This is a genomic window from Shewanella sp. GXUN23E (assembly GCF_050865035.1).
Lineage (GTDB): Bacteria > Pseudomonadota > Gammaproteobacteria > Enterobacterales > Shewanellaceae > Shewanella.
In genome coordinates this window covers 152,071-177,561 of record NZ_JBOZWP010000003.1, presented here as the reverse complement: position 1 = coordinate 177,561, position 25,491 = coordinate 152,071, and the positions used below count along the sequence as shown (strand labels likewise).

Here is a 25,491-nt window from a genome sequence, read left to right as displayed (position 1 = left end):
TTCGGGGTGTGTCAGCAATAAAAAACGCCAATCCCTCTGCTACAGGTTTCCGACTGAAGCGGTTACCTTGCAGTATGAATTGACGTTTGGTTACGCATTACCGTTCAGTGACTGAACTGTGATGGATTGTACTTTTCTGTTTCTGGGACATGGGCTTTGTTGTCTGTCCATGCTCCCTTTTACGTCTGTATTTTGTCAGGCACCAAAGGCATTTCCGGGCTCTGGTGCCTGATTTTAGCTTCCTGAGTCTGCGGGCGATCAGTGAGCCTGTTGCCAGTTGTCGCCTATGCCTGCCTCTGCCAGTAATTCAACATCCAGCGCTGCGGCGGCTGCCATCAGCTCGCACACCTTGGTTTTCAGCGAATCAGCCTTGTCGCTATCTACCTCGAATACCAGTTCATCGTGTACCTGCATGATCATCCGGATTTCACCAGAGGTGTCTTTGTCCAGCCATTCCTGAATGCTGATCATGGCCTTTTTGATGATGTCGGCAGCAGTACCCTGCATTGGCGCGTTAATCGCAGCACGTTCCGCGGCCTGACGGCGCATGGCGTTTCGGGCCTTGATTTCCGGCAAATACAGACGACGGCCAAACAGGGTCGACACATAGCCCTGCTCTGCAGCTGAGGCGCGGGTATCTTCCATATACTTGAGGACGCCCGGATAGCGCTTGAAGTAGGTATCGATATAGCTTTGGGCTTCGGCGCGGGGAATGTCCAGCTGTCGTGCCAGGCCAAAGGCCGACATACCGTAGATAAGCCCAAAGTTGACCGCTTTGGCGCGGCGGCGCTGCTCAGGGGTGACGGTTTCAAAGGCGACATCAAACACTTCCGCTGCGGTGGCGCGGTGAATGTCTTTGCCTTCGGCGAAGGCTTGCAGCAGGCCAGCATCCTGAGACAGGTGCGCCATAATTCTCAGTTCAATCTGTGAATAGTCGGCTGCCAGGATCTTCTTTCCTTCCGGGGCAATAAAGGCCTGACGGATACGGCGTCCTTCCTCGGTACGGATAGGAATGTTCTGCAGGTTAGGGTCACTGGAGGACAGACGACCGGTTGCGGCGTTGGCCTGATGATAGCTGGTATGCACCCGACCGGTTCTGGCATTGACCATCAATGGCAGCTTATCTGTGTAAGTGCTTTTCAACTTGGTCAGGGATCTGTGCTCCAGAATAATCTTGGGTAGCGGGTAATCCAGCGCCAGCTCGACCAGGACTTCTTCGGCGGTGGATGGGGCACCTTTAGGTGTCTTCTTGATGATGGGGTAACCCAGTTTGTCGAAGAACAGCTCCTGCAACTGCTTGGTGGAGCTTAAGTTGAAGGGCTCACCGGCAATTTCATGGGCTTTGTTTTCCAGTTCATCGATTTTGCGGGCCAGTTCATCACTTTGCTGGGCCAGTAACATGGCGTCAATCAGCACGCCGCCACGTTCCATGCGGGACAGCACTTTAACCAGCGGCATTTCCAGTTCACTGAATACAGTCACCAGTTGCTGCTCACGCTCCAGCCTTGGCCAAAGGTGCTGGTGCAGGCGCAGGGTAATGTCGGCATCCTCTGCAGCGTAGTGAGCGGCTTGCTCAAGTGGGATCTGGTTAAAGGTTAACTGCTTGGCTCCTTTGCCGGCAATCTCCTCAAAGCTGACAGTCTTGTGTCCCAGATACTTAAGCGCCATGCCATCCATATCGTGACGTGAGGCCACAGAGTTGAACACATAGGACTCCAGCATGGTGTCAAAGGTGATGCCTTTAAGCTCAATACCGACATTGGCGAAAATGGCCATATCGTACTTAATATTCTGCCCCACTTTTTTCAGCGCCGGGTTTTCTAGTAAGGGCTTGAGCTGGGTCAGCGCTTTATCCATATCCAGCTGCTTTGGCACGTCGACATAGTCATGGGCCAGTGGCAGATAAGCGGCCTTGCCGGGTTCAATGGCAAAGGAGATGCCGACCAGTTTGGCTTCCATGTAATCCAGACTGGTAGTTTCGGTATCCACGGCAATCAGCTGGGCGTTGGCCAACTTGTCGCACCAACTATCCAGCTGTGCCTGCGTCAGAATGGTTTCATAGTCGGTTTCGAGCACAACTTGTGTGTCGTGGGCTTCTTCGGTGTTTACCTGAGTTGACGCAACCGATTCGCCACTGTCCAACAATTCTGCCAGCCAGCGCTTGAACTCCATCTCACCAAAACACTTAATCAGCTCATCTTTGTTTGCTGTCTTGTGGTCCAGTTGTTGCCAGCCAAGTTCCAGCTCGACGTCGGTTTTGATGGTCGCCAGGTCGTAAGAGAGCTGCAGCATTTCCGCGTTGTCGCGAATTTTGGCAGGCATGGTCTTGGCTCCACGGAATCCCACGGCAACCACGGCATCCGGGTCCGCCAACAGCTTATCTACTCCACCCACGCCGGTCAGCATGGCCAGCGCGGTCTTTTCACCTACGCCGGGCAGGCCAGGAATGTTGTCGGCCTTGTCGCCCATCATGGCCAGCAGATCAATGATCAACTCTGGACCAACACCAAACTTGGCAGCAACTTCCGCCGGGCCCATGATGGTATCTGTCATGGTGTTTATCAGGGTAATGTTGTCATCCACCAACTGCGCCATGTCTTTATCGCCTGTGGATATCAAACAGGCGCGGCCGTCTTTACTGGCCTGCAATGCCAGAGTGCCGATCACATCGTCAGCCTCAACACCCGGGATAGAGATCAGCGGCAGCCCCATCGCCTTGATGATGCGATGCAGCGGTTCAATCTGAGTGCGCAGATCATCCGGCATTGGCGGCCGATGGGCTTTGTACTCGGCATACATGTCGTTGCGGAAGGTTTTACCCTTGGCATCAAATACTACGGCAATATGGCTTGGGCTGAACTGTTTGAGCAGACTGCGCAGCATGTTTACCACACCATATACTGCACCCGTTGCTTCCCCTTTGGAGTTGGTCAAATGTGGTGGAGCGTAATAGGCGCGGTACAGGTAAGAAGAACCATCCACAAGGACGAGTGGGTTGTTGGGGATATTTGGCATAAATCTGGGTTCAGTAGTCATTAATCTGAGATGGGAGTAGCATGCCACAGAGCAGGAAAATCGGCCACGCCAAATTGCCCCACAGCCTGTGGATAAGTCTGTGAGTGAAAAAAGTCAACAAGCTGAGGACATTTTTGAACGGCAAAATGCATTGGCAGTAAGTGACTGATAAATAATGGAATTAAAAAAGTGTGTGAGATCGGTAAAATTTCTGGCAAATCATCCTGATTTGTGGATTTTTTAATTCCCTGTGGTAATTCGCTGAACCTGTGAGGCATTTTTAAACAGGTGGCAATTACGCTGAACTAAATTAGCACGAATAATGACCAGATCAACCAATTTATAAACGATTTGTTAAAACCATATGACATAAGAGGGGCGTTTTAATGAAAAAAGTTGCGATACTTCTCAGTGGATGCGGTGTGTTCGATGGCGCAGAAATTCATGAGTCTGTGCTGACCCTGCTGACCCTCTCCAAAGCCGGGGCTTCCAGCCAGTGTTTCGCTCCTGATATACCGCAATTACATGTGGTTAATCATCTGACCGGCGAGGTCGAAGAGGGAGCCAGTCGTAATGTGTTGGTGGAGGCTGCCCGCATCGCCAGGGGTGAGATCAAAGCCACGGCTGAGCTGAACATCAGTGAATTCGACGCGCTGATCATTCCCGGTGGCTTTGGCGCCGCCAAAAATCTGTGCAACTTTGCCATCAAAGGGGCCGACTGTGAAATCAATCCTCAGGTTAAAGCCTTCATCAGTCAGTTTGTCGATGCCGGTAAGCCAGTAGGTTTCATCTGCATATCACCTGTGATGATCCCCCATTTTTACGGCTCTGGAGCCAAAGGTACCATAGGCACAGACGCTGGTACCGCTGAGGCATTTAATGCCATGGGCGGCGATCACCAGAGTGCTGCGGTTCACGAGATAGTCGTGGATGAAGCACGTAAGCTGGTCAGTACACCTGCCTACATGTTGGCGGCCAACATTGGCGAAGCGGCATCAGGTATTGAGAAATTGGTACACAAGGTATTGGAGCTGGCTTAACCAACTCTGAGCTTGTCTCGTGATCATGTTGGTCACCACGAAAAAAGCCCCGCAATATTGTGCAGGGCTTTTTATTTAGGTTGTGTATTGAGGCTAGAGGCGGTTAATAGAGACTCTATATTGAATTGAAGCTTTGTCAGCGTTTGCGGCTGTCGAATAATCCCTGCAACAGGCCAACAATCAATCCGCCGATATGGGCGCCATTGGCGATGGACAGACCAAACAGATCGGTAAAGCCCAGCAGCAGCCACACCATCATAAATCCCATGTAGGAGTTTGGCAGACCAATGCCAGCCTGAGGTTTACGCTGTCCCATCACCCAGGTGTAACCGGCCAGGGCATATACCACGCCGGACAGGCCACCAAAGCCTGGACCACTGATCACATACTGCAGCACGTTGGGCAGGGTGCCACCAACCAGCAGTAATATGGCCAGCGTGCCACTGCCGAGGCGATTTTCAATTTTACCGCCCAGATACCACCACCACAGCAGGTTGAAGATGATGTGCATGGCGCTGAAATGAATGAGTGATGGCGTGAAGATCCGCCAGAACTCTCCCAGCGTTGCGTTTTGGGTGACGCCGAAGAATCCGAGGGCATCAAACAGTGAGTCGGCATACCCTATGTTCCAGCCAATAAAAATCAGCACACAGCTGAAAAACACCAGCAGGGTCAGCGGTCCGCCACCGGTGAAGAACTGGCTCAGCAATTGTGCTGAGGGCTGACCGTAATCCATTCGGGTATCTGTGCTGCCATGATCCCAGGAAGCTTCACGATACTTGGGATCGCCGGGGTTGGCGATAAAGTGCTGAAACTCCAGCTCGGCAACACTGAATTGCGCCGGATTGACGACAAACAAGGCCACCCCCTGCTGCAGATATTCAGTGCGGCAGTCGATACCCTGACCTTTGAGATAGTCCACCAGTGCCTGGGCGGCACGCATATTGGGAAGGCGGCCAAATTCCTGCATAGTCAGTTGTCTCCTGGTATATCAGTGATTATCCTGCCAGCCCTGAAAGCCGCCATCCAGGCTGAACACCTGATCAAAACCCTGCTCTATCATGTAGGTCGACGCGCGCTGACTGCTGATCCCGTGATAGCAGACTACCACCAGAGGCTCGTCCATGTCGGCATCGCGGATATAGTCAGCGAGGTTGTCATTGTTGAGGTTAAAGGCGCCGGGGATGTGGCCCGCGGCAAAGCTGGTGGCATCACGGATATCGACAATTTGCAGTGATTCACCGGCATGGAGTTTGGCTTTGAGCTCAGCAACGCTCAAATGCTGAAAGCTGGACATAAGGCCTTCCTGTGAAGATTGGATTGCGGCAAGTGTGCAATAGTGGGCTGCCGGAGTACAGCCCACAAGTGTTAACAGTCTTTAAAACTACTGACCAGCTGGTCAGTTTTGCCAGTCGAGGATGACTTTGCCGGACTGGCCCGAGCGCATGGCATCAAAGCCCTGCTGGAACTCATCGACCTTGTAGTGATGGGTAATGATGGGTGAGATATCCAGGCCGGATTGGATCAGGCTGGCCATCTTGTACCAGGTCTCGAACATTTCGCGGCCATAGATACCCTTGATAATCAGCCCCTTGAAGATGACCTTGCTCCAGTCAATGGCCATCTCACCACCCGGGATCCCCAGCATGGCAATTTTGCCGCCGTGGTTCATGGTATCCAGCATGGCGCGGAAGGCCGATGGCACGCCGGACATTTCCAGGCCCACATCGAAGCCTTCGGTCATCCCCAGTTCCTTCATAACATCCTTAAGGTTTTCCTTGGCGACGTTCACTGCGCGGGTCGCACCCATTTGACGGGCCAGCTCCAGACGGTATTCATTCACGTCTGTGATTACCACATGACGGGCACCCACATGACGGCACACAGCGGCAGCCATAATACCAATTGGGCCTGCGCCGGTGATCAGCACATCTTCACCCACCAGATCGAATGACAGCGCGGTATGCACGGCATTACCGAAAGGATCAAAGATAGACGCCAGATCATCACTGATATCATCCGGGATTTTGAAGGCATTAAATGCCGGGATCACCAGATACTCGGCGAACGAGCCCTGACGGTTAACGCCCACACCTGAGGTATTGCGGCACAGGTGAGTACGACCGGCGCGGCAGTTGCGGCAGTGGCCACAGGTGATATGGCCTTCACCGGATACCCGATCGCCCACCTTGAAACCTCGGACTTCCTGGCCCATACCCACGACTTCACCCACATATTCATGGCCGACAATCATGGGGACCGGGATGGTCTTTTGTGACCACTCGTCCCAGTTGTAGATATGCACGTCTGTGCCGCAGATGGCGGTTTTACGGATCTTGATCAGCAAATCGTTGTGGCCCACTTCCGGCAGCGGTGCTTCCACCATCCAGATGCCTTCTTCGGCTTTGAGTTTGCTCAGTGCTTTCATGGTGTTATTACTCCGGAATAATCTGCATATCACGGCCGATGCGGATAAAGGCCTCAATGGCTCGATCCAGTTGCTCACGAGTATGGGCAGCGGACATTTGGGTACGGATACGCGCCTGTCCTTTGGGAACCACAGGGAAAGAGAAACCAATCACATAGATATTCTCTTCCAGCAGGCGGTTGGCGAAGTCACCGGCCAGTTTGGCATCGCCAATCATCACAGGAATAATAGCGTGATCTGCGCCTGCCAGTGTAAATCCGGCAGCTGACATTTGCTCGCGGAAGTAACGGCTGTTTGCTTTCACCTGATCCCGCAGTGCCTGACCGTCTTTAAGCATCTCCAGCACTTTAATTGAAGCGCTGACAATGGCCGGAGCCAGTGAGTTGGAGAACAGATAGGGGCGTGAACGCTGACGCAACCAGTCGATCACTTCCTTCTTGCCGGAAGTAAAGCCACCGGAAGCACCACCCAGCGCCTTGCCTAAGGTGCCGGTAATGATGTCTACCCGATCCATCACCTGGCAATGTTCATGAGTACCACGGCCTTCATGACCGACAAAGCCCACGGCGTGGGAGTCATCCACCATCACCAGTGCGTCATACTTGTCGGCCAGATCGCACACACCCTGCAGATTGGCAATCACGCCATCCATGGAGAATACGCCATCGGTGGCGATCAGAATGTGGCGGGCTCCTGTCTCACGGGCAGCTTTCAACTGGGCTTCCAAATCTGCCATATCATTGTTGGCGTAACGGAAACGCATCGCCTTACACAGACGCACGCCATCGATGATGGACGCGTGGTTCAGCGCATCGGAAACAATGGCATCTTCCGGGCCCAGCAGGGTTTCAAACAGACCGGCGTTGGCATCGAAACAGGAAGAGTAAAGAATGGTGTCTTCCATGCCGAGGAATTCACTCAGGCTGGTTTCCAGCTGCTTGTGGATGTCCTGAGTGCCGCAAATAAAGCGTACTGAGGCCATGCCGAAGCCATGGCTGTCCAGTCCGGTTTTGGCGGCAGCAATCAGTTCGGGGTGATTGGCCAGACCCAGATAGTTGTTGGCGCAGAAGTTGATTACCTGCTTGTGGTTCACTTCGATGGCCGTTTGTTGGGCAGAGGCGATGATCCGCTCACTCTTATACAGGCCTTCGGCTTTTACGTCTGCCAGTTGTTGTTGGATCTGTTGGTAGAATTGGTCAGAAGCCACCTTTCGGTCTCCTTTGTTGGATTAATTATTTCAGCGCCGACAAGCCGTTAACCGGACATTGTCGAGCCTGGAGTTGCACGCATTTTAACCTTAACTTCAGACAGTCTGACAGCTTTTTTCGTTTACGTCAGCGGAATGAAAAGAGATAGTGCAAGGGTGAAAGTTTGATTAGAAAATCTAATGTAATGGCGCTATTCTGCGCCCGCCAGCAACGGCTTCAGGCCGCCCGGGCCAGCAGCACATAGTGGGATTCAAGCCGGGTGAAGGTTTCCAGTGAGCTGGGCGTGGCATAGCCACGAAAGATCAGCAATACCCGCAGCAGTCCCTCATACAGATTGGCCTTGGTGATGGACGCTATGCTGGACTGAGTCAGTTGATAGCCAATCCAGGAACTGACAATCATCTTGATGGTATCGGCCAAATCACGGATCTTGTCCTGTTCAATCGTCAGAAATCCATCGGCACATAACTGCTCGAGCACGTGACCGCAGCGCTCCAACACCTTCTGCTGCGCTTTGAGATAACGGCTCTTTAACGCCTCGTCACGGGCCAGAATGTCGGCAAGATTGGCGTACATAAAGCGGAACTGCCACATGGTGTAAAACATGGCGTCGAAGTAGCCTATCAGCAGCTCGACCGTCACCGGACCGTCCCGATAGGGCTGAAAGCCGGATTCCAGATGCTCTTCATACTGGCTGAATATAGAGCGGATAATGTCTTCTTTATTGCGGAAGTGATAGTAAAGGTTGCCCGGGCTGATCCCCAGATGCGCCGCGATATGGTTGGTGGTGATGGTGCGCTCGCCCTGCTCGTTGAACAGTTCAAGGCTGGCTAAAACGATTTTGTCGCGGGTCTTCATAACCTGTGGGGTCTCTCTGTTTGACACCGGTATGGGCACAGCAGATGCCGGAACGAAGATTTATGTTAGCATTGCCGCAATTCATCAGGCAAAACCGAATTTAACGGCAACTCCATGAACCGTATTGGTTATTCAATTTTAGTGACCCTGCTCAGTCCGTTATTGCTGCTGTATCTGCTGCTGCGCGCCCGCAAAAGCCCCCAATACCGGCTGCGTTGGTCGGAGCGCTTTGGCCTGAAAAAAGTGCAGGCCACCGATATGCTGCTGCATTCAGTGTCCATGGGCGAGACTCTGGCCGCTTTGCCGCTTATCAGGCGACTGCTGGCCAATCACCCTGAGCTGAGCATTACCATTACTACCTCCAGCCCAACCGGCTCGGCCGAAGTGGTCAAAGCCTTCAGTGCTGAGCTGGCGTCTGGCAGGGTACAACATGTCTACCTGCCCTTTGACTTGCCCTGGTGTATCGGCCGCTTTGTCCGGCAGGTACAGCCGAAGGTATGCGTCATCATGGAAACCGAGCTGTGGCCGAATCTGATCCACTACGCGGCCAAACAGGGCGCGCGGGTCATGCTGGCCAATGGTCGCTTGTCTGCCAAGTCCTTTGCCCAGTACCAGAAGTGGCCTAAGTTGAGTCGCCCCATGCTCTCTGCCCTGGAGGTGATTGCGGTGCAGACAGACGCTGAAGCCAGGCGCTTTGTCGAATTGGGGGTTAAGCCCGGCAAAGTACAGGTGTGTGGCAGTCTGAAATTTGATTTGCAGCTCGACCCACAATTACAACCCCAAGCGCAGGCCATGCGCCGTGACTGGCATAAAGCCGATGTGCCTGTATGGGTGGCTGGCAGTGTGCATCCCGGGGAATTTGCCGCCGTGATTGCGGCGCATCAGGCATTGCTGCGCCAATGTCCGCAGGCGCTGCTGATCATGGTGCCAAGGCACCCGGAGCAATTTGCCAACGCCGCGCAGGCGCTGGCCGATTCAGGGCAGACCTTTGTGCGTCGCAGTGAGCAGACGCCTGTCACAGCGGATACTCAGGTGCTGCTGGGGGATACCATGGGCGAGCTGCTGCAATGGTATGGCACGGCTGATTTTGCCTTTGTTGGTGGCAGCTTAATTGTTCATGGTGGCCACAATCCGCTGGAGGCGGCTGCATTGGGGCTGCCGGTCATCATGGGCCCCAACTATCGGGACTTTCTGGAAATCACCGGCATGCTGCAGCAGGCGGGCAATCTTGTCGTGGTGGACGATGCTGCGGCGCTGGCACTCAAGGTCACTGAGCTTGCTGCCAACGACTCAGCCAGAGCGCAGGCAGGGGCTGCTGGCGTCACAGTGCTTGAGCGTAATCGCGGCGCACTGGCACGTCAGTATGCCCTGGTGGAATCGCAACTGACTCAATAAGTTTTAGTTGTCGGCGCTCAGGAGCCATTATCTCAGAATTTGTTCCCTGAGCTTTGCAGCTAGTGGCGACTGACTCTGGCATTGGCCTTGTTGGCACTGTTGTAGCCTTTAAGCAGCGCCATCCAGTTAGCATCGGTAAAAGCCAGCTGTGGACATTTGCCCTGCTCCTTTTTGAAGGAGCGGTGCAGTCGGTCGAGATTGGCGGCCTGCCAATGATGGGCAACAGGGCGGATAGCGCCACGGTCGAAATCAATCAGATGGAAGCCTTCAGGCGATAACAAAATGTTTTTGGCATTCAAATCGGCGTGAAACACACCCCGATTGTGGAAGCGGGCGATACACTCGCCCAGTGCCTGCCACTCAGGCTCATTCATCTGGCGCTCGGCCAGCACGGCGACCAAGTCACGGGCACCTTCGATTCTTTCAATCAAAATATCACCGCTGTAGCCCAGTCCCTGCTTTTGCACCCAGGCAGCAATCGGCCGGGGCACGGGAAACCCTTCATGATACAGAATATTGAGCAACTTCAGCTCTGCAGCGGGGCGGGTGCGGGCAAGGCCGGTAAACAGATAGGTATCTTTGGACAATTTGGCCATCAACCCGCCGCGCCAGTAGTGCCTGAGCACCCAGTGTTCGTTGGCCTGGGCTGACTGATAGTGAATAAACCAGGTGGTATAGCGACCTGTTGAGGTGCCTTCAATGGCCTCACGTTGCTGCCAATATTCAGCGGTAAACCAATCTGGGCTGATGCCATCAACCTCGCTGGCAAGCAGCAACCAGCCGGTTTGAGTCTGTTGAGGGTTATTGAGGGGCAATATTTTCAAGTCAGATGGCATAGAATATCGGCAATGTCGTGGAACCTGGCGCCATTCTACATTAAGATCCACGCCTTGAGCGTTATTTAGCTGCCAGAGTTAGTCACCTGTCTATGAGTCTGAACCTGTCTGAAATGAAATCCCTGTGTGTGCTGCGTTTGTCGGCCATTGGCGATGTGTGTCATGCCGTAGCTATGGTCCAGGCGATCCAGCGGCAATATCCGCATCTGGCGATCACCTGGGTGATTGGCAAAGTGGAATATCAACTGCTTAAGCACTTGCCGGGAATCGAGTTTGTTGTCTTCGACAAGTCCAAAGGCTGGCGCAGCTATGGCGAGTTACGGCGCGCATTTACACGCCGGAAATTCGATGTGCTGCTGCATATGCAAGTGGCGCTGCGGGCAACCATTGCCTCTTTGATGATCCCGGCCAGAATCCGTATTGGTTTTGACCGTGCCCGTGCCAAAGAAGGGCAGTTTCTGGTGACCAATGAGCACATTGAGGCTCAGGCGTCGCCCCATGTGCTCGATGGTTTTATGGCCTTTGCCCGAAAAATTGGGGTGCAAGACACCACGCCGCGCTGGAATATTCCCGTGCCTGAGACTGACACTGAGTTTGCCAAAGCCCAGATCCCTGATGACAGCAAGGCTTTGATTATCTGCCCGGCCGCCAGTAAAGCCGAGCGCAACTGGATGGCAGACAGATATGCCGCCATTGCGGACTATGCAGCAGACAAAGGCTTTAAGGTCTATCTGTGTGGCGGCCCCAGTGCGCTGGAGAAACAGTTGTCGGGCGATATCATCAGCCATTCCCAAACCGGAATAGTCAATCTGGTGGGGCAAACCAGCCTGACCCAGCTGCTGGCACTGCTCAAACAGGCCGCTCTGGTCATCGCGCCCGATACCGGTCCTGCCCATATGGCGGTGACTCAGGGCACCCCGGTGATTGGTCTGTATGCTCATTCCAATCCCGGTCGCACCGGCCCTTATCTGTGCCGTGACTGGGTTGTTAGCGTATACGATGAGGTCATCCGTGAGCAGAATCCCGATGGCGACATCCCCTGGGGCAAACGTGCAAAGGGCGGGGAGCTGATGAGCCGGATTGAGGTTGATTCAGTGATGCGGCAAATTGACCGGATAACAGTTGTTCACGGCAATTAATTCAACTCCGGTTGCGATGAGTGCAACCAAATCTATTTAGTAGGGTAGTCCCATGAGTAAACACTATTCAGCAGCGTTTTTGGTCTTGCTGTACGGCAAGGAACTCGCTGATTCTGAAACCTTAAACTCTCTCAAAGCGCTGTCTTTGAATGGCACGGACTGCCTTTTGGTTATCTGGAATAACGGACCTGCTCAGTTGAAAGCGCGGGAGGTCGATACCTTCGAGCAATTGGGTTTTGATGTAGCGATTTGTGAAACCACAGAAAATCAATCGCTTTCAAAGATCTACAACAGATTCATTGATGAATTCCACAGCGACAAATATGTTGTGCTCGATGATGATTCTCAGCTGAATCAGGCGTATTTGCAGGCCGTATTCCAATTGACTGAAAATGAAATTGGTGTGCCGCAGATCTTTTCAAATCACAAACTGACCGGCCCTAAGCGCAATCGTAAACTCTGTGCTGTGGGTGATACAGTGACAGATGCCGATAAATTTTTCGGCATTGGCAGTGGTCTGGTTATCGGCAAAACCTCTGCAACCCGGATGAAAGATGATCACGGGACTGTGTTCGATGAGCGTTTCTATTTTTATGGCGTGGATTCGACATTTTTCTTCCGCGTTAAAATGAGTCAGATCAGTGACCGGTTGCGTATTATTTCCGGCTTTGAACATTCGCTATCCAAACTCAAGAAAGAGTCTGAGCCTGTGACTGAATTTCGTTTGAAAGAGATGTCCTATGACATTGGTTTGCGTCTGAGATATTACAAGCCATTGGTGACAGGGTTCTTTTTAGTAGTAAAGGAATCGCTTTCCTGTGGCCTCAAAAAGCTACGCAATAAGAAACCCAAGGTGCTGACAGGGCATCTGCTTAAAGCCTATTTTGGTGGCAAGCACTACAGAGCCAAATAAAAGCTGAAGTTAACCCAGGAATACACGCCAGAGCGACTGAGTTTGAGTAGCGATTTTATGACGAAATTTGATGTATTGCTGTCGACCTATAATGGCGAAGCGTATTTGAAAGAGCAATTGGACAGCATTCTGGTGCAATCAGAATACCTGTCAAAAATTATCATTCGGGATGATGGTTCCAGCGATAATACTATTGCCATTATTGAAGAATATCAGAGTCAATTCCCTGAATTGATTAACTTTATCAATGATGGCACTGGGAATATGGGGGTCAAGGACAGCTTTTTCTATCTGAGCAAGTTCACCACTTCGGACTACATGGCTTTTTGTGATCAGGATGATGTTTGGTTACCTGAAAAGCTGGCAACTCTGGCAACCTTTATCGATACCAATGAGCTATCAGATCGTAAGAACCCTGTACTCGTCCATTCAGATTTGACTGTGGTGGATAAGTCACTCAACCGAATCTGTGATTCGTTTATTGGCTACCTTGGGGTTGATGGCAGCAGCACCAATGTTGCCGACCTGCTGATCAGAAATACGGTGACAGGTTGTGCTGCGGTAGTAAATCGTCCGCTGATGGAACTTGCAATCAAACACAAAGGCTTGTTCAAGTACCATGATGAGTGTGTTGCCGTGGTTGCCGCCCTGTTTGAATCAGTATATTTCATCGACAAACCACTGCTTCTGTACCGTCAGCATGGCAACAATGTGGTGGGTGCTCCAAAAGATAATTTTAGTTTGCAGAATCGCTATAAGACTAAGATTTACCTACGTTTTCCATGGTGTAATTTGAAATACAAAGTCAATGAATTAATTCTTATTAAAGATATTTCACATGAGTCAGCGAAGAAGATTGAATATATAACATCGGTTTCCTCTATGTCGTTTATTTTTCGTATTTTTTACCTTAGAGATATACTTAAAAGTCTAAAGCTTTCCAATTGCCAATACCGTAGACTTAAATACGCCTTTTTTTCTAAATAACATACTAATGCTAATCAGTGTTTTTAATCTTTGCTGTACCAATGACGGTTGTTACTTAAATAGATTTTAAATAACAACCATCATTTTATTATCATTTTAGCTATGTTTTTTATAAATTAAAGTGATTAATCATCTCATCTAAGCACCTTTTTACAGAGACATTAGTTTTGATATGTTCACTGACGATATGTTTTAATACGTTGCTGCTTGTGCTTTTTGCCCAATCAAGTTCAGATTTATCAAAGCCAAATGCGATCCCATATCGATCTTGTTCATTTGGGTACCAGTCAATTTTTGACCAGCCTTCTTCAGGAACTACAACTGACTCACATCCACAGAGAACAGCAAAAATAGAATAAGCTGTGTAGTTGTCATAGGATATAAATCGTTTACTCCTTCTAAAGATGTCTGCGATTTCTTTGTGGCTCATACCATCAATACATATAGACTCGTTGGGATGTATATGCTTTTTATTGCTACCTTTTCTAACTAAATGACAGCATTCAATATCTCTCTTAGTCACACCTTCGCAGTTGTAAATATCTAATGGATAATATATTACTTTTAGCTCATTTTTTGATGTCGATGATAGGCTGTGTTCGAAATCATTTATGGCGCTGTTAAATTTATAATAAAGTTCGTTATTGCCAAAGCAAATATTTTTTGTAAAATATCCAGGTTGATGTAAGAACCAGCGCACTACATTCTTGGCTCTCAAAGGATTTCCAATTGTTATTTCTGGATAGATCACTAAAGAATTATTGTCAATTGTATCTATATCTACTACAGGAGTATCCCATAAAGGGTTTGTTTTGAATTTTTTTGTTCCCCTGAATTTATATTTAATTGTTTTCCTGATCGCATTAAAAAAATTTTTAATAGAAGGGTCAATAACTCCCTCTACTTTATTGGGTACCAGATAAGCACTATATCCATCAATGTTATTTATTAAGTGGCATAATCGATGAAGAACAACTATCCCACCACTGTTCTCATCATATGATCGACTATATATATATATCTTCATTCTTACCAATTCTTAAAATCTAGTATGTTTTTAATTACTGTATCTTGTTCTTCTATAGTCATATTGAAAAATAATGGAAGGCGAACAAGTTTGTCACTCTCATTAGTAGTGTAATTATCATAACCTCTAAATTCAGCATATATCTTACCCGCTATAGAGCTATGTAATGGTATATAGTGAAATACTGCTAATATTGCATTATCTTTTAAGTAAGAGATTAGTTTTTGTCTTACCTTTAAGGTGTTACACTTAATGTAAAACATATGTGCATTGTGTTTGCAGTGCGTTGGGATTTTTGGTAGCTCTATGAGCCCTTTGTCTTGCAATATTTTTAGTGAATTGTTGTATCGTTCCCAGAGCATTAGGCGTCTATTATTAATTTCTTCGTATGACTCCAATTGTGCCCATAGGTATGCTGATTGAATTTCCGAAGGTAAGTAACTGCTACCAATATCCACCCAGCTATATTTGTCAACCATTCCTCTGAAAAACAGACTACGATTTGTCCCCTTTTCTCTGATTATTTCAGCTCTTTCTACAAACCTTCTATTGTTGATAATTAGCAGACCGCCCTCACCACCACTTGAATAATTCTTGGTTTCATGGAAACTATATGCGGCTAAATCACCAAATGTACCAAGTGGTCTACCTTTATAAAATGAATTAACTGCCTGAGCCGCATCTTCAATAACAAATAAATTGTATTTATTTGCAATAGCTATGATAGTATCCATTTCACAAGCAACTCCCGCATAGTGAACTGGCACGATTGCTTTCGTTTTACAGCTTATCGCTTGTTCGATTAACTTCTCGTTAATATTCATAGTATCCTGACGAATATCTACAAATATAATCTTAGCACCGCGTAGTACAAATGGATTAGCAGTGCTAACAAAAGTATAGCTTGGCATAATAACTTCATCGCCTGGTTGGATGTCAATTAAAATAGCAGCCAATTCTAAAGCATGTGTACAGGACGGTGTTAATAATACTCTTTCTGTATTAAGTCTATTCTCGAACCATGTTTGACAACGAACACCAAATTTTCCATCACCACATAGCTTTTGTGATTGCATTGCTTGTTCAATGTACTTTAATTCATTACCAGTCATCGGTGGCTTATTAAATGGGATCATTTTTAACCTTTGTAAAACCATAAGTTGCTGTCAATCATTTTAAATTCCATTCTTTCATATGTCCTTATAGCTTGAGTATTACTTAATTGAGTAGAAACTAGTAATTTTTTAATATCATTTTTTTGACATATGTATTTGGCGTATTTAATTAATCTACTTGCTATACCTAAACCTCGGTACTCTTGTTTTACATTTATTAAGCCAATTTTCGCAGTGTCATTATATACTTTTAATGTCACGAATCCGTTAATTTGTTTATTATGAGACTTGTCTATAATAAAATAGTCTTCATACTCATAGATTAACGAGTTTTCGATCCATTTACAGTAAAAACTATCTCGTTCTTCTTCTGTAAACCAAGGCTGCCTAAATCTACTAAATATATAAGAAGATTTAGAAAATGATATTAGTTCATCCAATGATTTTATAGTAGCTATTTCAGGTCCATCTACTTGTTCTATATCATCATCAATTATACATTCAAAGATTAATTCTGATTCGCAATATTTAAAGTCAAACTCTTGTATTTTGGTTATCGCTTTTGTATCAGTTGAAGGAACTTTGCAGGTTATTAATCCTTCAGGTAATAACGTTAAGCTATCAAACTTATCAATATCTAATGACCATATATCTCTTTTAAAGAAATTAGATTCCCATGTTTTTTTGTTTATCATAATTAAATTTCTTTGAAAAATAGTGCCATGGCATCTTTCTGCGACAATTTAGGTTGACAATCAATTGGCCATTCTATGCCAATGGTTGCATCATCCCAGCGAATAGAGACTTCGCTCTGTGGGTGATAGTAGTCGGTACATTTATACACAAATTCCGCTTCGTCACTGGTGACATAGAAGCCATGGGCAAAGCCTTCCGGGATCCATAGTTGGCGCTTGTTTTCAGCGGACAGGTAAACGCCCACCCATTGACCAAAAGTCGCTGAGTCCTTACGAATATCCACTGCGACATCAAATACTTCACCGGAAACAACCCGCACCAGTTTGCCTTGCGTGTGTTCAGTCTGGTAATGCAGGCCACGCAGTATGCCCTTGCTGGACTTAGAGTGGTTGTCCTGGACGAAATGGGTGGGTCTACCTGTGACCAACTCTTCGAACTTTTGCTGCTGCCAGGTTTCCATAAAGAAACCCCGTTCGTCACCGAACACCGTGGGTTCAATAATTTTGACGTCTGGAATGGCGGTATCTATCACTTTCATACTTGATTCTCTTGCAAATCAACGGTCAGCACTTGTTTCAGTGCCGCTTGCCAGTCACTGGGGGCGATACCGAATTCACGGTAGACCCTGTCGCAGTTGAGCCGGGAGTTTGCCGGTCGCTGGGCTGGCAGTGGGTAGGCCGTTGAGGGTATTGGGCATAGCTCAGGGGTTGTTTGCACCAGTCCGACAGATTTGGCGGTAGCAAAAATGTGAGTGGCGAATTCATACCAGCTGCAATGGGGGGCGCCGGAGAAGTGAAAAATGCCACTCGCTAAATCAGACGTTTGGACCATCTTCTGCATCATGATGATTAACGCTGACGCGATATCACCGGCATAGGTCGGTCCACCAAACTGATCGGCGACTATGTTCAGCTCTGCCCTGTCTGCCAGCTTTATCATGGTTTTGACAAAGTTATGGCCATGCTCGCCAAATACCCAGGCGGTACGTACTATGCCGTAGCGACAGCCGGATTCGATAACCAGCTGCTCACCGGCAAGTTTGGTTTGCCCATAAACGGTTTTCGGGTTGGTATTGTCATCTTCCCGATATGGAACATCACCACTACCGTCAAATACATAGTCAGTGGAGATATGCAAAAACAGAGCATTGATCTGCTTTGCTGCCAGCGCGAGATATCCCGGACCTGCAGCGTTCACGCGATATGCCTGCTCAGGCTCAGATTCTGCCTTATCGACCGCGGTATAGGCAGCTGCATTGATGATGACATCGGGTTTGGCTGTCACTATTTGTGCGCGCACCTGCTCTGGATTACCGATATCCAGCGCAGCACTGTCCAGCGCAATCACCTCGATATCGGCTATCTGACTCAGCTGGTTAACCAGACAAACGCCAACCTGACCCCGGCAGCCGGTAATCATGACCTTCATTTTTTGTTGGCCTTCTGCTGCTTCTCTGCGACCAGTTTACTCAGGTACTGACCGTAATCGTTTTTCATCATCGGCCTGGCGATATTGAGCATCTGTTCATCTGAAAGCCAGCCATGACGCCAGGCAATTTCTTCCAGGCAGGCGACCTTCAGCCCCTGCACATTTTCAATAGTCTGCACAAATGAGGAAGCCTGATGCAGACTTTCATGGGTGCCGGTATCCAGCCAGGCAAAGCCCCTGCCGAGCAGTTCGACATTCAGCGAGCCATCTTCCAGATAACGCTGGTTCAGGGTAGTGATCTCCAGCTCGCCGCGGGCGGACGGCTCGACCTCTTTGGCCCACTCAACCACGCGGTTATCGTAAAAGTACAATCCGGTTACCGCATAATCTGATTTGGGCTCAGCCGGCTTCTCCTCAATGGAGACCGCCCGCATTTGCTGGTCAAATTCGACCACCCCAAAGCGTTCGGGATCTTTGACCTGATACCCGAAAATCGTCGCACCTTCAGTGCGGGCGGCAGCGCGCAACAGGGTTTCTGAGAATCTCTGGCCATAGTAAATATTGTCGCCCAACACCAGGCATACACTGTCTTCACCGATGAAGTCTTCACCTATGATGAAAGCCTGGGCAAGGCCATCCGGTGAAGGCTGCACCCGGTACTCCAGCTTGATGCCAAAGTCAGCCCCATCGCCCAGCAGGCGCTCGAAGTTAGGTCGGTCTTCGGGCGTGGTAATAATCAATATCTCTCTTATCCCGGCCAGCATCAGGGTCGAGATTGGATAATAAATCATCGGCTTGTCATAAATGGGCAGCAGCTGTTTTGAAGTACCTCTGGTTAGCGGATACAGACGTGTACCTGAGCCGCCGGCCAATACTATGCCTTTCATGCCTGTTCTCCTTCACCCAGACGGGTAAGCTGGTATTCGCCGGAGATGACTCTTTGCCACCAGGCTGTATTATTCAGATACCATTCGACTGTCTTGCGAATGCCGGTTTCGAAACTCTCCTGAGGTATCCAGCCCAGATCTCTTTCAATCTTGGCAGCATCGATGGCGTAACGTACATCATGACCCGGGCGGTCCTTCACGAAGGTGATCAGATCCCGATACAGGTTGATCCCTTCTGGCTTGTTGGGAGCCAATTCTTCCAGCAGGTCACAGATGGTGTGTACGACTTCGATGTTGCGCTTTTCGTTGTGGCCACCAATGTTGTAGGTTTCACCAACCTTGCCCTCCGTCACTACCTTGTACAGCGCCCGGGCATGATCTTCCACATACAGCCAGTCACGGATTTGATTGCCATCACCATAAACCGGCAGTGATTTTCCATGAATGGCATTAAGGATCACGTGCGGGATCAGCTTTTCAGGGAAATGATATGGACCATAGTTGTTGGAACAGTTGGTGACTAATACCGGCAGGCCATAGGTTCTACCCCAGGCGCGAACCAGGTGATCTGAGCCGGCTTTGGACGCTGAATAGGGGCTGCTTGGCGAGTAAGAGGTTTCCTCTGTGAACAGATCATCAGTCCCTTCCAAATCACCATACACTTCATCAGTGGAGATATGGTGGAAACGAAACTCAGCCTGTTTTTCTGCTGGCAAGCTCATCCAGTATTTGCGGGCACACTCCAACAGGTTAAAGGTACCCAGCAGATTGGTCTGAATAAACGCCGCAGGGCCATCGATGGAGCGATCAACGTGTGATTCAGCGGCCAGATGCATTACCGCATCCGGTTGATGTTCGGCAAATACCCGCGTTACATCCTGTAGGTCGCAAATATCAACCTGCTCAAAGTGATAACGCTCATTGCCGGAAACAGTAGCCACTGAATCCAGATTGCCGGCATAGGTGAGTTTATCGAGGTTTACCACACTGTCAGTGGTGTTCTCTATTACATGCCGGACAACAGCGGAGCCGATAAATCCGGCGCCGCCGGTAACTAAAATTTTCATAAAATTAACCTGAATTCGTATGCTTAATGAAGTTGTTAACGGACAACTCAGCTGCGTTGATTTTCCAGCAGCCACAAACCGACATACTTATTGAAGTTCACTTGGGCATAGGTCATGGCAACGATAAAGCCGACGCTACCGTCCATAAAGCCGCGACGGATAAAATAGATGTGGAAGAAGGTCCACATACCGCGCAGTAGAGCCAACAAGAGACCGTGAGACTTTTTCCCTTTGCGATGGTACTTGAGTGACCCCAGCCAGGCATACTTGGCCGCTTTATCCAGCCCATGGCCGTAATCTCTATGGGTGTAATGCAACAGCAAACCATCCAGCTTGCCGGTGGTTCCCTGTGCAGGGATCACGGTTTCATGTACTTCATCCAGGGTATAACGTGCGCCTTCGCGCTTGAACAGACGCAATACACTGCGGGCACTGCGACCGTATTTCAGGGTTTTTCCGTAGAGGGTGACACCCCATGGCAGACGGTATGCGGTTTGTTCAATCTGGTCCTGTGACAGCAGTGTCAGCAGAGCCTGCTGCATCTGCTCATCCAGGGCTTCGTCGGCATCAATGGACAACACCCAGTCACAACTGGCCTTATCCAGCGCTCGTTGTTTCTGCTTGCCAAAACCCGGCCAATCGGTTTCAAACACTTTATCTGTGTACTTTTTACAGATTTGCAGGGTATCGTCGGTTGAACCACTGTCCAGGACGATGATTTCATCGGCGATATTGGCCACCGATTTGAGGCATGGCTCAACCCGGTCGGCTTCATTCTTGGTGATCAGAATGACGGAAAGGGAATGAATTTTTCGCATGATATCGCTTCTGTTAATGGGGTAAAGATGAGTGGGATTTGGCCTTGCTACCGGAAAAGGCCTTCCAATAATGCAGCTTCTTGCGAAGCTTCATCATTCTAATTAAGTTCAATGGCTTAGCTGTTGTCTTTCTCGCAGGATTGGCGAGCTCATTGGCCACGGCAGCCAGCACTCTGCGACTGCTGTGCCCATCCTGGTAGGGATGCAACTCCTGGCAATAGGCGTCTATCTTTGCCATCAGTTCCTGTGGCGACGTCATGGCGTAGTCGATAGCGGCTTCAACCTTATCGGCATCCTCGACGTTTAACAGATGCGCCCCACCGGTTTGATTTCTGAAGGTCACTACCGGTTTTCTCAGTAGCAGAAACATCAGCAATACCGAAGAGGTGTCGCATAACATCACATCGGCGGCCTGCAGTAATGGCACCACGTTGTCAGTTTCCACAAAGGTCAGATTTGGTCCCTGCAGTGCCTGGTATTGCTCAACGATGTGTTTATCCATCTTGGGGTGGAATTGCACCAGAATGCGCCATTTTCCGTCGAGGGCAAATTGTTTTATTTGCTCCAGCAGGTGCGGGGCACAACTCAGGTTTCTGGAGAATGTGGAGCACATCAGCAGGGTTTTGCGGGTGTCATTTGCGTCCAGGTAGGGGTTGTCCTGTACTGGTGTGAACAGTGGATCGACCATTGGCCAACCTGTCTCTGCCACAGAGAAGTACCGGTGCAGTTCGGCCAGCTCCCTGAAACGGGCTGTAGTGTTGGGCCCCTGAGTGCAATAAAGATCAAAGCAGCCCCTGATTTCAAAGTGATCTTCTCTGCCCCGGCGATTCATTTTCCCCGCATTGAAGCCATGAAACACAGCAACTTTAAGACCGGGTATGAAGTTGGGCACGACATTTCCCGGGACGAATACCGCATCCGGCTGCCAACCGATGACGTCATCGATGTCCGTCAGCACAGATTCGTCTGCGTGAAAATAGGCTTTGTTGACATCCTTGCCTTCAACAAACCATTTGACTTCGCCTCCCTGGCGCAGAACTTCGGCCTGTAGTGGCCTTAAAATCGCAAAGGAATAGTTTTGCGAAATATACATTAAATACTTTTTTGGCATACCGGGAAGCGCATTCATGAGGAAATATAACAGCTGGTGATATTTTACTCGCTAAAATCAGCCTTGGCACCGGAGTAAAATGTTGAGTTTGTTTCGTTGTTGTTTAAATACTTGTTGGTTGTTGTTGTCTTGAGTTGTTGGGCTGGAAGTTTGCTGTATATTTGAACTTTATTTCATCGTCATACGTCATTGACGGTGGATTCTAAGAGCCTGTGACCCGCCAGTGTGTGATAGCATTTGCCCGATTTTTCACGGCATGTGCGGTGGGCTATAGATATACCGTCTGCTGGTGTGAATGATGCTTGACCTGAAGTCTTCTTGTTTACAAAATAATAACCAAAATCACCGCGTTCAATATTCACTTGAAAGCAGTAAAAGGTTCGCACTACGGCAGTAGTGTTAATTTGTGGGGTTGATGATGTCGCTTTCACCTAAAGTGTTATTTGTTCCTGTCTCATCAGCAGAAGGGATTGGTGAATATATGCGGTCGGTGATCGTCGCGCAGGCCATCATCAACCAGTGGCCACAAGCCAACATTCATTTCGTGTTAAGCCGTCAGGCTCCTTACGCCTCAACCTGCCCTTTCCCCACGACTTTGCTTGAACATAGCCCTACCAAAGAAATCGCTGCTGTAAACGAATTAATGGCTCTACAGCGGCCCGATCTGGTGGTGTTTGATGCTTCCGGACGTCAGGCTCAGTTGCAGATGGCCCATAAACTGGGGGCGAAGGTTATTTTTATCAGTCAGCACAGGCGTAAGCGTAGCCGTGGCATGAAAGTTGGTCGTGCCAAAGTGACTGACAGCCATTGGGTGGTGCAGCCTGAATTTGTGATTGGCCCAATTTCCACCTGGGATAGATGCAAGTTAAGGCTGCTCGGAAAAGAAGAGCCGTTGTTTACCGGACCGATTTTTACCAATCCTGATGTCGAATCCCAGACCTCCCTGTTCGAACGTTTTGGTGTAGAGCCCGGTGAATATGTGATTTTTAATGCTGGTTCCGGTGGTCATAAAGTGGGTGATGTGCTGGCGGCAGATATGTTTGCACAGGTGGCCCGCGATGGTTATCAGTCCAGCGGGCTTAAAAGTCTGATGGTGTTTGGGCCGAATTATCCCAAGGCGTTGCCGGATTATCCCGGTGTCGTCAGCATCCCGTCTCTGTCTAACGGTGAGTTTATCAATTTGCTTGCCGCTGCCCGGGGGGCGGTGATCAGTGGCGGCGATACGCTGCTGCAGGCCATTGCGCTCAAGGTACCTGTGTTGACTGTCCCGGTTTCCAAGGATCAACCACCACGAATTGCCGCCTGCACCAGGCATAAACTGGTGCTGAGTTGCAGTGCCAATGCTGATGCCATGCTCACCGGCTACAGAAACTTGCTGACCGAAGGGACTAATGCCGCATTAACTGCGGCGATGCAGCAGGGACCCGGGATCAATGGTCTTGAACTTGGCATGGCCGAAATACGCCGTTTGCTTCAAGCCTGAACTGACTCCGCTGAGAAAACCGGGCGTGACCTGATTAAATCATTGTCAGGCCCGGTATCTGAGTCCCAGATTTATTTGCCTTTGGTCAGAGTGAACTTGAGGTAGCTGAAGGGCAGTTTCACCATTCTTCGCCAGCCTATCGTCGTAAAGAGCTTCAGGCGGGATGCCGGGTACTGTGGATCACAATATTGTTTGTACAGCAATTCCCAATCCAGATAACTGATTTCATTCGGCCTTTTTTTCTTCGGAATAAAACGCTGAATCAGCCCTAAACCAATTTGTGCCGGCTCCAGCACCACAAAATTGGAGGCGATAAAGCGATCCCAATATTCGCGCATCTGTGCCGTGGCATGGTGACGGTATGCCAGTCGTGGCGCTCGCTTGTCTAATTCTCCCAACCAGGCGTTACAGTACATTTGCTCTGCGTGGGGAGGCGTCATGGGGGCGCCGTAGAACTGGGCTTGTCCGGCTTTTGCTGGGTCATACTCAAGGTCGGGAAAAAGTGGAATATCCCAGATTTTCAGCAGATCCTCGGTGCGGCCAAAGTGAAAAAAGTCACTGGGTAACATCACCAGTCTCTTGCCGTCAGCATATTTTCTGAAGTAACTGGTATTGACCACCACCCGCTCGGCAAACAGCACATCTTGACTGTTACGTTCGGGAAAGGCTTGCTGGGCTGCGACAAAGCCATTACCTGTCAGGTAATTGTCTGAGCGGATTTTCACTGCATAGGGGGTCTTTACGGCGCGCAGACCCGCCGCACTGGATACCAGTTGGCGATTGAAGTTGAGTTTACCCGGTGTGCCATCGGCGCCATAAGCCGCGATTGTGCCTCCAGGGTCCTGATTCAACAGCAGTAGATCCGGCTCAAGGCCGGTGCAATCCTGCCCTTCCCAGGTAGACAGTATCACTGTGGCGCCGGGTAAAAATTGGCGAATACTGGCAATACATTTGTGAGTAATACCCTCTTCCTGAGGACGACCCTGATAGCTTTGCACCGGTCCCTGGATAACGACACTGATCTCTTCAAATCTCATCATCAATTGACTCTGTTAAAGTCCAAACTCAGTTTTTGCCTTGATACGGCGTTTAATTTTTTCCCATGGCGACTTGAGCTTGCGGTACAGCATGCCGCCAAAATAGTACTGATAAACCGGTGGCAGATACTCAGGATAACAGTATTGCCGATACAGCATCTGCCATTCAGCATGAGACATCTCGTTGGCCCTGACTTTGTGGGAGCTTAGCCGGGCAACGGTTTTGAGTCCCATATTGTGAGCTTCGCTGATGACAAAGTTATTGGCCAGTATCTGTTGCCATTGAGTGAGTAGTGCTGGCGATGCATCAAAATGGTGCTGCAGGTAGGCTTGATCGCCGGTCAGCTTGGCCAGCCAACGGCAAGTAAAATGCTGCTCTGCCGAAATTATTCGCTCAGGGCAGCCATGGTACTGAGGTCGGTTGTGGATGTTGGTATCCAGTGGGTAATCTTCAAGCAGCGGGATATCCCACATCCTGAGCAAGTCCGTGGTGCGGCCATAGGCGAAGAAATCGCACAAATGCCTGGCTATTTGCCGGCCATCAGTAACCATCTTGGTGTACTTGTGGGGCACCACCACCCTTTCATCAAAAATTCGGTAATTCTCTGCTCGGTATGGGAATGCCTGCTGCAGCCCCACAAAGCCCGAGTGACACAGATAGTTATCCGATCTCAACTTGACGGCATAAGGTGTTTCGACCAGCTTGAGCCCTTCCCGCACCGCCACTATCTGACGATTGTTGTTTTCCTTTCTGGGTTCGTGGGCCTTGTTATAGCCCACGATATTGCAGCCGGGATCCTGATTGAGCTTGAGCACATCATAGTCCAGGCCGCTGACGTCCTGATCTTCCCAGGTGGACAGAATAATGCGGGCGCCGGGCAGATGCTCTCTGACTGACTGCACGGATTTTTGGGTGATCCCCTCATCCATTCCTCTGTCAGGCAGGCTGGATACCGGTCCGTGGATCACCACGCTGATGTCAGAAAATTGGGTCATCCCGCAG

Annotated in this window: 24 protein-coding genes; 6 read left to right on the top strand and 18 right to left on the bottom strand. The window is 49.5% G+C overall.

What is annotated here, in order from left to right:
* Positions 1 to 258: 258 nt before the first annotated feature.
* Positions 259 to 3,015, bottom strand: coding sequence for a DNA polymerase I (gene polA / locus ACRRUX_RS04545; RefSeq protein WP_432527618.1), 2,757 nt, complete (start codon positions 3,013 to 3,015; stop codon positions 259 to 261).
* Positions 3,016 to 3,401: 386 nt separating this feature from the next.
* Between polA and elbB the strand changes: the two genes are divergently transcribed.
* Positions 3,402 to 4,055 carry an isoprenoid biosynthesis glyoxalase ElbB gene (gene elbB / locus ACRRUX_RS04540; protein ID WP_432527616.1) on the top strand — a complete coding sequence of 218 codons (654 nt, stop codon included), beginning with the start codon at positions 3,402 to 3,404 and terminating at the stop codon, positions 4,053 to 4,055.
* Positions 4,056 to 4,191: 136 nt separating this feature from the next.
* Here the strand turns inward: elbB and glpG are convergent, their stop codons facing one another.
* The 5 genes from glpG to ACRRUX_RS04515 form a co-directional block, all read right to left on the bottom strand.
* Positions 4,192 to 5,025 (bottom strand): rhomboid family intramembrane serine protease GlpG, encoded by an 834-nt coding sequence (gene glpG / locus ACRRUX_RS04535; RefSeq protein ID WP_432527614.1) that lies wholly within the window; start codon positions 5,023 to 5,025, stop codon positions 4,192 to 4,194.
* A 21-nt stretch (positions 5,026 to 5,046) separates the two neighbouring features.
* Complete coding sequence (glpE, locus tag ACRRUX_RS04530; RefSeq protein ID WP_432527612.1) at positions 5,047 to 5,352, bottom strand: thiosulfate sulfurtransferase GlpE; 306 nt, start codon at positions 5,350 to 5,352, stop codon at positions 5,047 to 5,049.
* A 102-nt stretch (positions 5,353 to 5,454) separates the two neighbouring features.
* Positions 5,455 to 6,483, bottom strand: a complete 1,029-nt coding sequence (gene tdh / locus ACRRUX_RS04525) for an L-threonine 3-dehydrogenase (protein ID WP_432527610.1) — start codon at positions 6,481 to 6,483, stop codon at positions 5,455 to 5,457.
* Between the two features lie 7 nt (positions 6,484 to 6,490).
* On the bottom strand, positions 6,491 to 7,690 hold the full coding sequence (locus ACRRUX_RS04520) for a glycine C-acetyltransferase (RefSeq protein ID WP_432527608.1): 1,200 nt from the start codon (positions 7,688 to 7,690) through the stop codon (positions 6,491 to 6,493).
* Positions 7,691 to 7,907: 217 nt separating this feature from the next.
* On the bottom strand, positions 7,908 to 8,549 hold the full coding sequence (locus tag ACRRUX_RS04515) for a TetR/AcrR family transcriptional regulator (protein WP_432527606.1): 642 nt from the start codon (positions 8,547 to 8,549) through the stop codon (positions 7,908 to 7,910).
* A 114-nt stretch (positions 8,550 to 8,663) separates the two neighbouring features.
* Between ACRRUX_RS04515 and waaA the strand changes: the two genes are divergently transcribed.
* Positions 8,664 to 9,944, top strand: coding sequence for a lipid IV(A) 3-deoxy-D-manno-octulosonic acid transferase (gene waaA, locus ACRRUX_RS04510; RefSeq protein ID WP_432527604.1), 1,281 nt, complete (start codon positions 8,664 to 8,666; stop codon positions 9,942 to 9,944).
* 59 nt (positions 9,945 to 10,003) lie between these two features.
* Here the strand turns inward: waaA and ACRRUX_RS04505 are convergent, their stop codons facing one another.
* Positions 10,004 to 10,759 carry a 3-deoxy-D-manno-octulosonic acid kinase gene (locus ACRRUX_RS04505; protein ID WP_432527849.1) on the bottom strand — a complete coding sequence of 252 codons (756 nt, stop codon included), beginning with the start codon at positions 10,757 to 10,759 and terminating at the stop codon, positions 10,004 to 10,006.
* Positions 10,760 to 10,872: 113 nt separating this feature from the next.
* On the opposite strand from ACRRUX_RS04505, the gene ACRRUX_RS04500 reads away from it, so the two are divergent.
* The 3 genes from ACRRUX_RS04500 (at position 10,873) to ACRRUX_RS04490 (ending at position 13,819) form a co-directional block, all read left to right on the top strand.
* Positions 10,873 to 11,919, top strand: coding sequence for a glycosyltransferase family 9 protein (locus ACRRUX_RS04500; RefSeq protein WP_432527602.1), 1,047 nt, complete (start codon positions 10,873 to 10,875; stop codon positions 11,917 to 11,919).
* 85 nt (positions 11,920 to 12,004) lie between these two features.
* Complete coding sequence (locus ACRRUX_RS04495; protein WP_432527600.1) at positions 12,005 to 12,832, top strand: hypothetical protein; 828 nt, start codon at positions 12,005 to 12,007, stop codon at positions 12,830 to 12,832.
* A 57-nt stretch (positions 12,833 to 12,889) separates the two neighbouring features.
* Positions 12,890 to 13,819 carry a glycosyltransferase family 2 protein gene (locus ACRRUX_RS04490; RefSeq protein WP_432527598.1) on the top strand — a complete coding sequence of 310 codons (930 nt, stop codon included), beginning with the start codon at positions 12,890 to 12,892 and terminating at the stop codon, positions 13,817 to 13,819.
* 109 nt (positions 13,820 to 13,928) lie between these two features.
* Here the strand turns inward: ACRRUX_RS04490 and ACRRUX_RS04485 are convergent, their stop codons facing one another.
* The 9 genes from ACRRUX_RS04485 to ACRRUX_RS04445 are packed head-to-tail and all read right to left on the bottom strand — an operon-like array spanning position 13,929 to position 21,950.
* A complete protein-coding gene (locus ACRRUX_RS04485; protein ID WP_432527596.1) occupies positions 13,929 to 14,846 on the bottom strand; it encodes a hypothetical protein in 918 nt (305 codons plus the stop codon).
* A 2-nt stretch (positions 14,847 to 14,848) separates the two neighbouring features.
* Complete coding sequence (rffA, locus tag ACRRUX_RS04480; protein ID WP_432527594.1) at positions 14,849 to 15,982, bottom strand: dTDP-4-amino-4,6-dideoxygalactose transaminase; 1,134 nt, start codon at positions 15,980 to 15,982, stop codon at positions 14,849 to 14,851.
* 2 nt (positions 15,983 to 15,984) lie between these two features.
* Complete coding sequence (locus tag ACRRUX_RS04475) at positions 15,985 to 16,656, bottom strand: GNAT family N-acetyltransferase (protein WP_432527592.1); 672 nt, start codon at positions 16,654 to 16,656, stop codon at positions 15,985 to 15,987.
* Between the two features lie 2 nt (positions 16,657 to 16,658).
* Positions 16,659 to 17,195 (bottom strand): dTDP-4-dehydrorhamnose 3,5-epimerase, encoded by a 537-nt coding sequence (gene rfbC / locus ACRRUX_RS04470; RefSeq protein ID WP_432527590.1) that lies wholly within the window; start codon positions 17,193 to 17,195, stop codon positions 16,659 to 16,661.
* Positions 17,192 to 18,085 (bottom strand): dTDP-4-dehydrorhamnose reductase, encoded by an 894-nt coding sequence (gene rfbD / locus ACRRUX_RS04465; RefSeq protein WP_432527588.1) that lies wholly within the window; start codon positions 18,083 to 18,085, stop codon positions 17,192 to 17,194. The genes rfbC and rfbD overlap by 4 nt, the downstream gene beginning before the upstream one ends.
* Positions 18,082 to 18,972 carry a glucose-1-phosphate thymidylyltransferase RfbA gene (gene rfbA / locus ACRRUX_RS04460; protein WP_432527586.1) on the bottom strand — a complete coding sequence of 297 codons (891 nt, stop codon included), beginning with the start codon at positions 18,970 to 18,972 and terminating at the stop codon, positions 18,082 to 18,084. The genes rfbD and rfbA overlap by 4 nt, the downstream gene beginning before the upstream one ends.
* Positions 18,969 to 20,039, bottom strand: a complete 1,071-nt coding sequence (gene rfbB / locus ACRRUX_RS04455) for a dTDP-glucose 4,6-dehydratase (protein WP_432527584.1) — start codon at positions 20,037 to 20,039, stop codon at positions 18,969 to 18,971. The genes rfbA and rfbB overlap by 4 nt, the downstream gene beginning before the upstream one ends.
* Before the next feature lie 47 nt (positions 20,040 to 20,086).
* Complete coding sequence (locus ACRRUX_RS04450) at positions 20,087 to 20,857, bottom strand: glycosyltransferase family 2 protein (protein WP_432527582.1); 771 nt, start codon at positions 20,855 to 20,857, stop codon at positions 20,087 to 20,089.
* A gap of 13 nt (positions 20,858 to 20,870) precedes the next feature.
* Positions 20,871 to 21,950: a CDP-glycerol glycerophosphotransferase family protein gene (locus tag ACRRUX_RS04445; protein WP_432527580.1), complete on the bottom strand. Its 1,080-nt coding sequence runs from the start codon at positions 21,948 to 21,950 to the stop codon at positions 20,871 to 20,873.
* A gap of 499 nt (positions 21,951 to 22,449) precedes the next feature.
* On the opposite strand from ACRRUX_RS04445, the gene ACRRUX_RS04440 reads away from it, so the two are divergent.
* A complete protein-coding gene (locus ACRRUX_RS04440; RefSeq protein WP_432527578.1) occupies positions 22,450 to 23,451 on the top strand; it encodes a hypothetical protein in 1,002 nt (333 codons plus the stop codon).
* Positions 23,452 to 23,522: 71 nt separating this feature from the next.
* On the opposite strand, the gene ACRRUX_RS04435 is transcribed toward ACRRUX_RS04440, so the two are convergent.
* Together ACRRUX_RS04435 and ACRRUX_RS04430 are read right to left on the bottom strand one after the other, a co-directional pair.
* Positions 23,523 to 24,491 carry a WavE lipopolysaccharide synthesis family protein gene (locus tag ACRRUX_RS04435; RefSeq protein ID WP_432527576.1) on the bottom strand — a complete coding sequence of 323 codons (969 nt, stop codon included), beginning with the start codon at positions 24,489 to 24,491 and terminating at the stop codon, positions 23,523 to 23,525.
* Between the two features lie 12 nt (positions 24,492 to 24,503).
* Positions 24,504 to 25,484: a WavE lipopolysaccharide synthesis family protein gene (locus ACRRUX_RS04430; protein WP_432527574.1), complete on the bottom strand. Its 981-nt coding sequence runs from the start codon at positions 25,482 to 25,484 to the stop codon at positions 24,504 to 24,506.
* Positions 25,485 to 25,491 lie beyond the last annotated feature (7 nt).

Bases quoted from the DNA above. Each gene is read 5' to 3' on its own strand.
- glpE (WP_432527612.1), bottom strand. From the start codon at position 5,352: ATGTCCAGCTTTCAGCATTTGAGCGTTGCTGAGCTCAAAGCCAAACTC.
- waaA (WP_432527604.1), top strand. From the start codon at position 8,664: ATGAACCGTATTGGTTATTCAATTTTAGTGACCCTGCTCAGTCCGTTA.
- elbB (WP_432527616.1), top strand. From the start codon at position 3,402: ATGAAAAAAGTTGCGATACTTCTCAGTGGATGCGGTGTGTTCGATGGC.
- ACRRUX_RS04515 (WP_432527606.1), bottom strand. From the start codon at position 8,549: ATGAAGACCCGCGACAAAATCGTTTTAGCCAGCCTTGAACTGTTCAAC.
- rfbB (WP_432527584.1), bottom strand. From the start codon at position 20,039: ATGAAAATTTTAGTTACCGGCGGCGCCGGATTTATCGGCTCCGCTGTT.
- polA (WP_432527618.1), bottom strand. From the start codon at position 3,015: ATGCCAAATATCCCCAACAACCCACTCGTCCTTGTGGATGGTTCTTCT.
- ACRRUX_RS04485 (WP_432527596.1), bottom strand. From the start codon at position 14,846: ATGAAGATATATATATATAGTCGATCATATGATGAGAACAGTGGTGGG.
- ACRRUX_RS04435 (WP_432527576.1), bottom strand. From the start codon at position 24,491: ATGATGAGATTTGAAGAGATCAGTGTCGTTATCCAGGGACCGGTGCAA.
- glpG (WP_432527614.1), bottom strand. From the start codon at position 5,025: ATGCAGGAATTTGGCCGCCTTCCCAATATGCGTGCCGCCCAGGCACTG.
- ACRRUX_RS04450 (WP_432527582.1), bottom strand. From the start codon at position 20,857: ATGCGAAAAATTCATTCCCTTTCCGTCATTCTGATCACCAAGAATGAA.
- rfbC (WP_432527590.1), bottom strand. From the start codon at position 17,195: ATGAAAGTGATAGATACCGCCATTCCAGACGTCAAAATTATTGAACCC.
- ACRRUX_RS04500 (WP_432527602.1), top strand. From the start codon at position 10,873: ATGAGTCTGAACCTGTCTGAAATGAAATCCCTGTGTGTGCTGCGTTTG.
- ACRRUX_RS04430 (WP_432527574.1), bottom strand. From the start codon at position 25,484: ATGACCCAATTTTCTGACATCAGCGTGGTGATCCACGGACCGGTATCC.
- ACRRUX_RS04445 (WP_432527580.1), bottom strand. From the start codon at position 21,950: ATGTATATTTCGCAAAACTATTCCTTTGCGATTTTAAGGCCACTACAG.
- tdh (WP_432527610.1), bottom strand. From the start codon at position 6,483: ATGAAAGCACTGAGCAAACTCAAAGCCGAAGAAGGCATCTGGATGGTG.
- rffA (WP_432527594.1), bottom strand. From the start codon at position 15,982: ATGATCCCATTTAATAAGCCACCGATGACTGGTAATGAATTAAAGTAC.
- ACRRUX_RS04475 (WP_432527592.1), bottom strand. From the start codon at position 16,656: ATGATAAACAAAAAAACATGGGAATCTAATTTCTTTAAAAGAGATATA.
- rfbD (WP_432527588.1), bottom strand. From the start codon at position 18,085: ATGAAGGTCATGATTACCGGCTGCCGGGGTCAGGTTGGCGTTTGTCTG.
- ACRRUX_RS04440 (WP_432527578.1), top strand. From the start codon at position 22,450: ATGCGGTCGGTGATCGTCGCGCAGGCCATCATCAACCAGTGGCCACAA.
- rfbA (WP_432527586.1), bottom strand. From the start codon at position 18,972: ATGAAAGGCATAGTATTGGCCGGCGGCTCAGGTACACGTCTGTATCCG.
- ACRRUX_RS04490 (WP_432527598.1), top strand. From the start codon at position 12,890: ATGACGAAATTTGATGTATTGCTGTCGACCTATAATGGCGAAGCGTAT.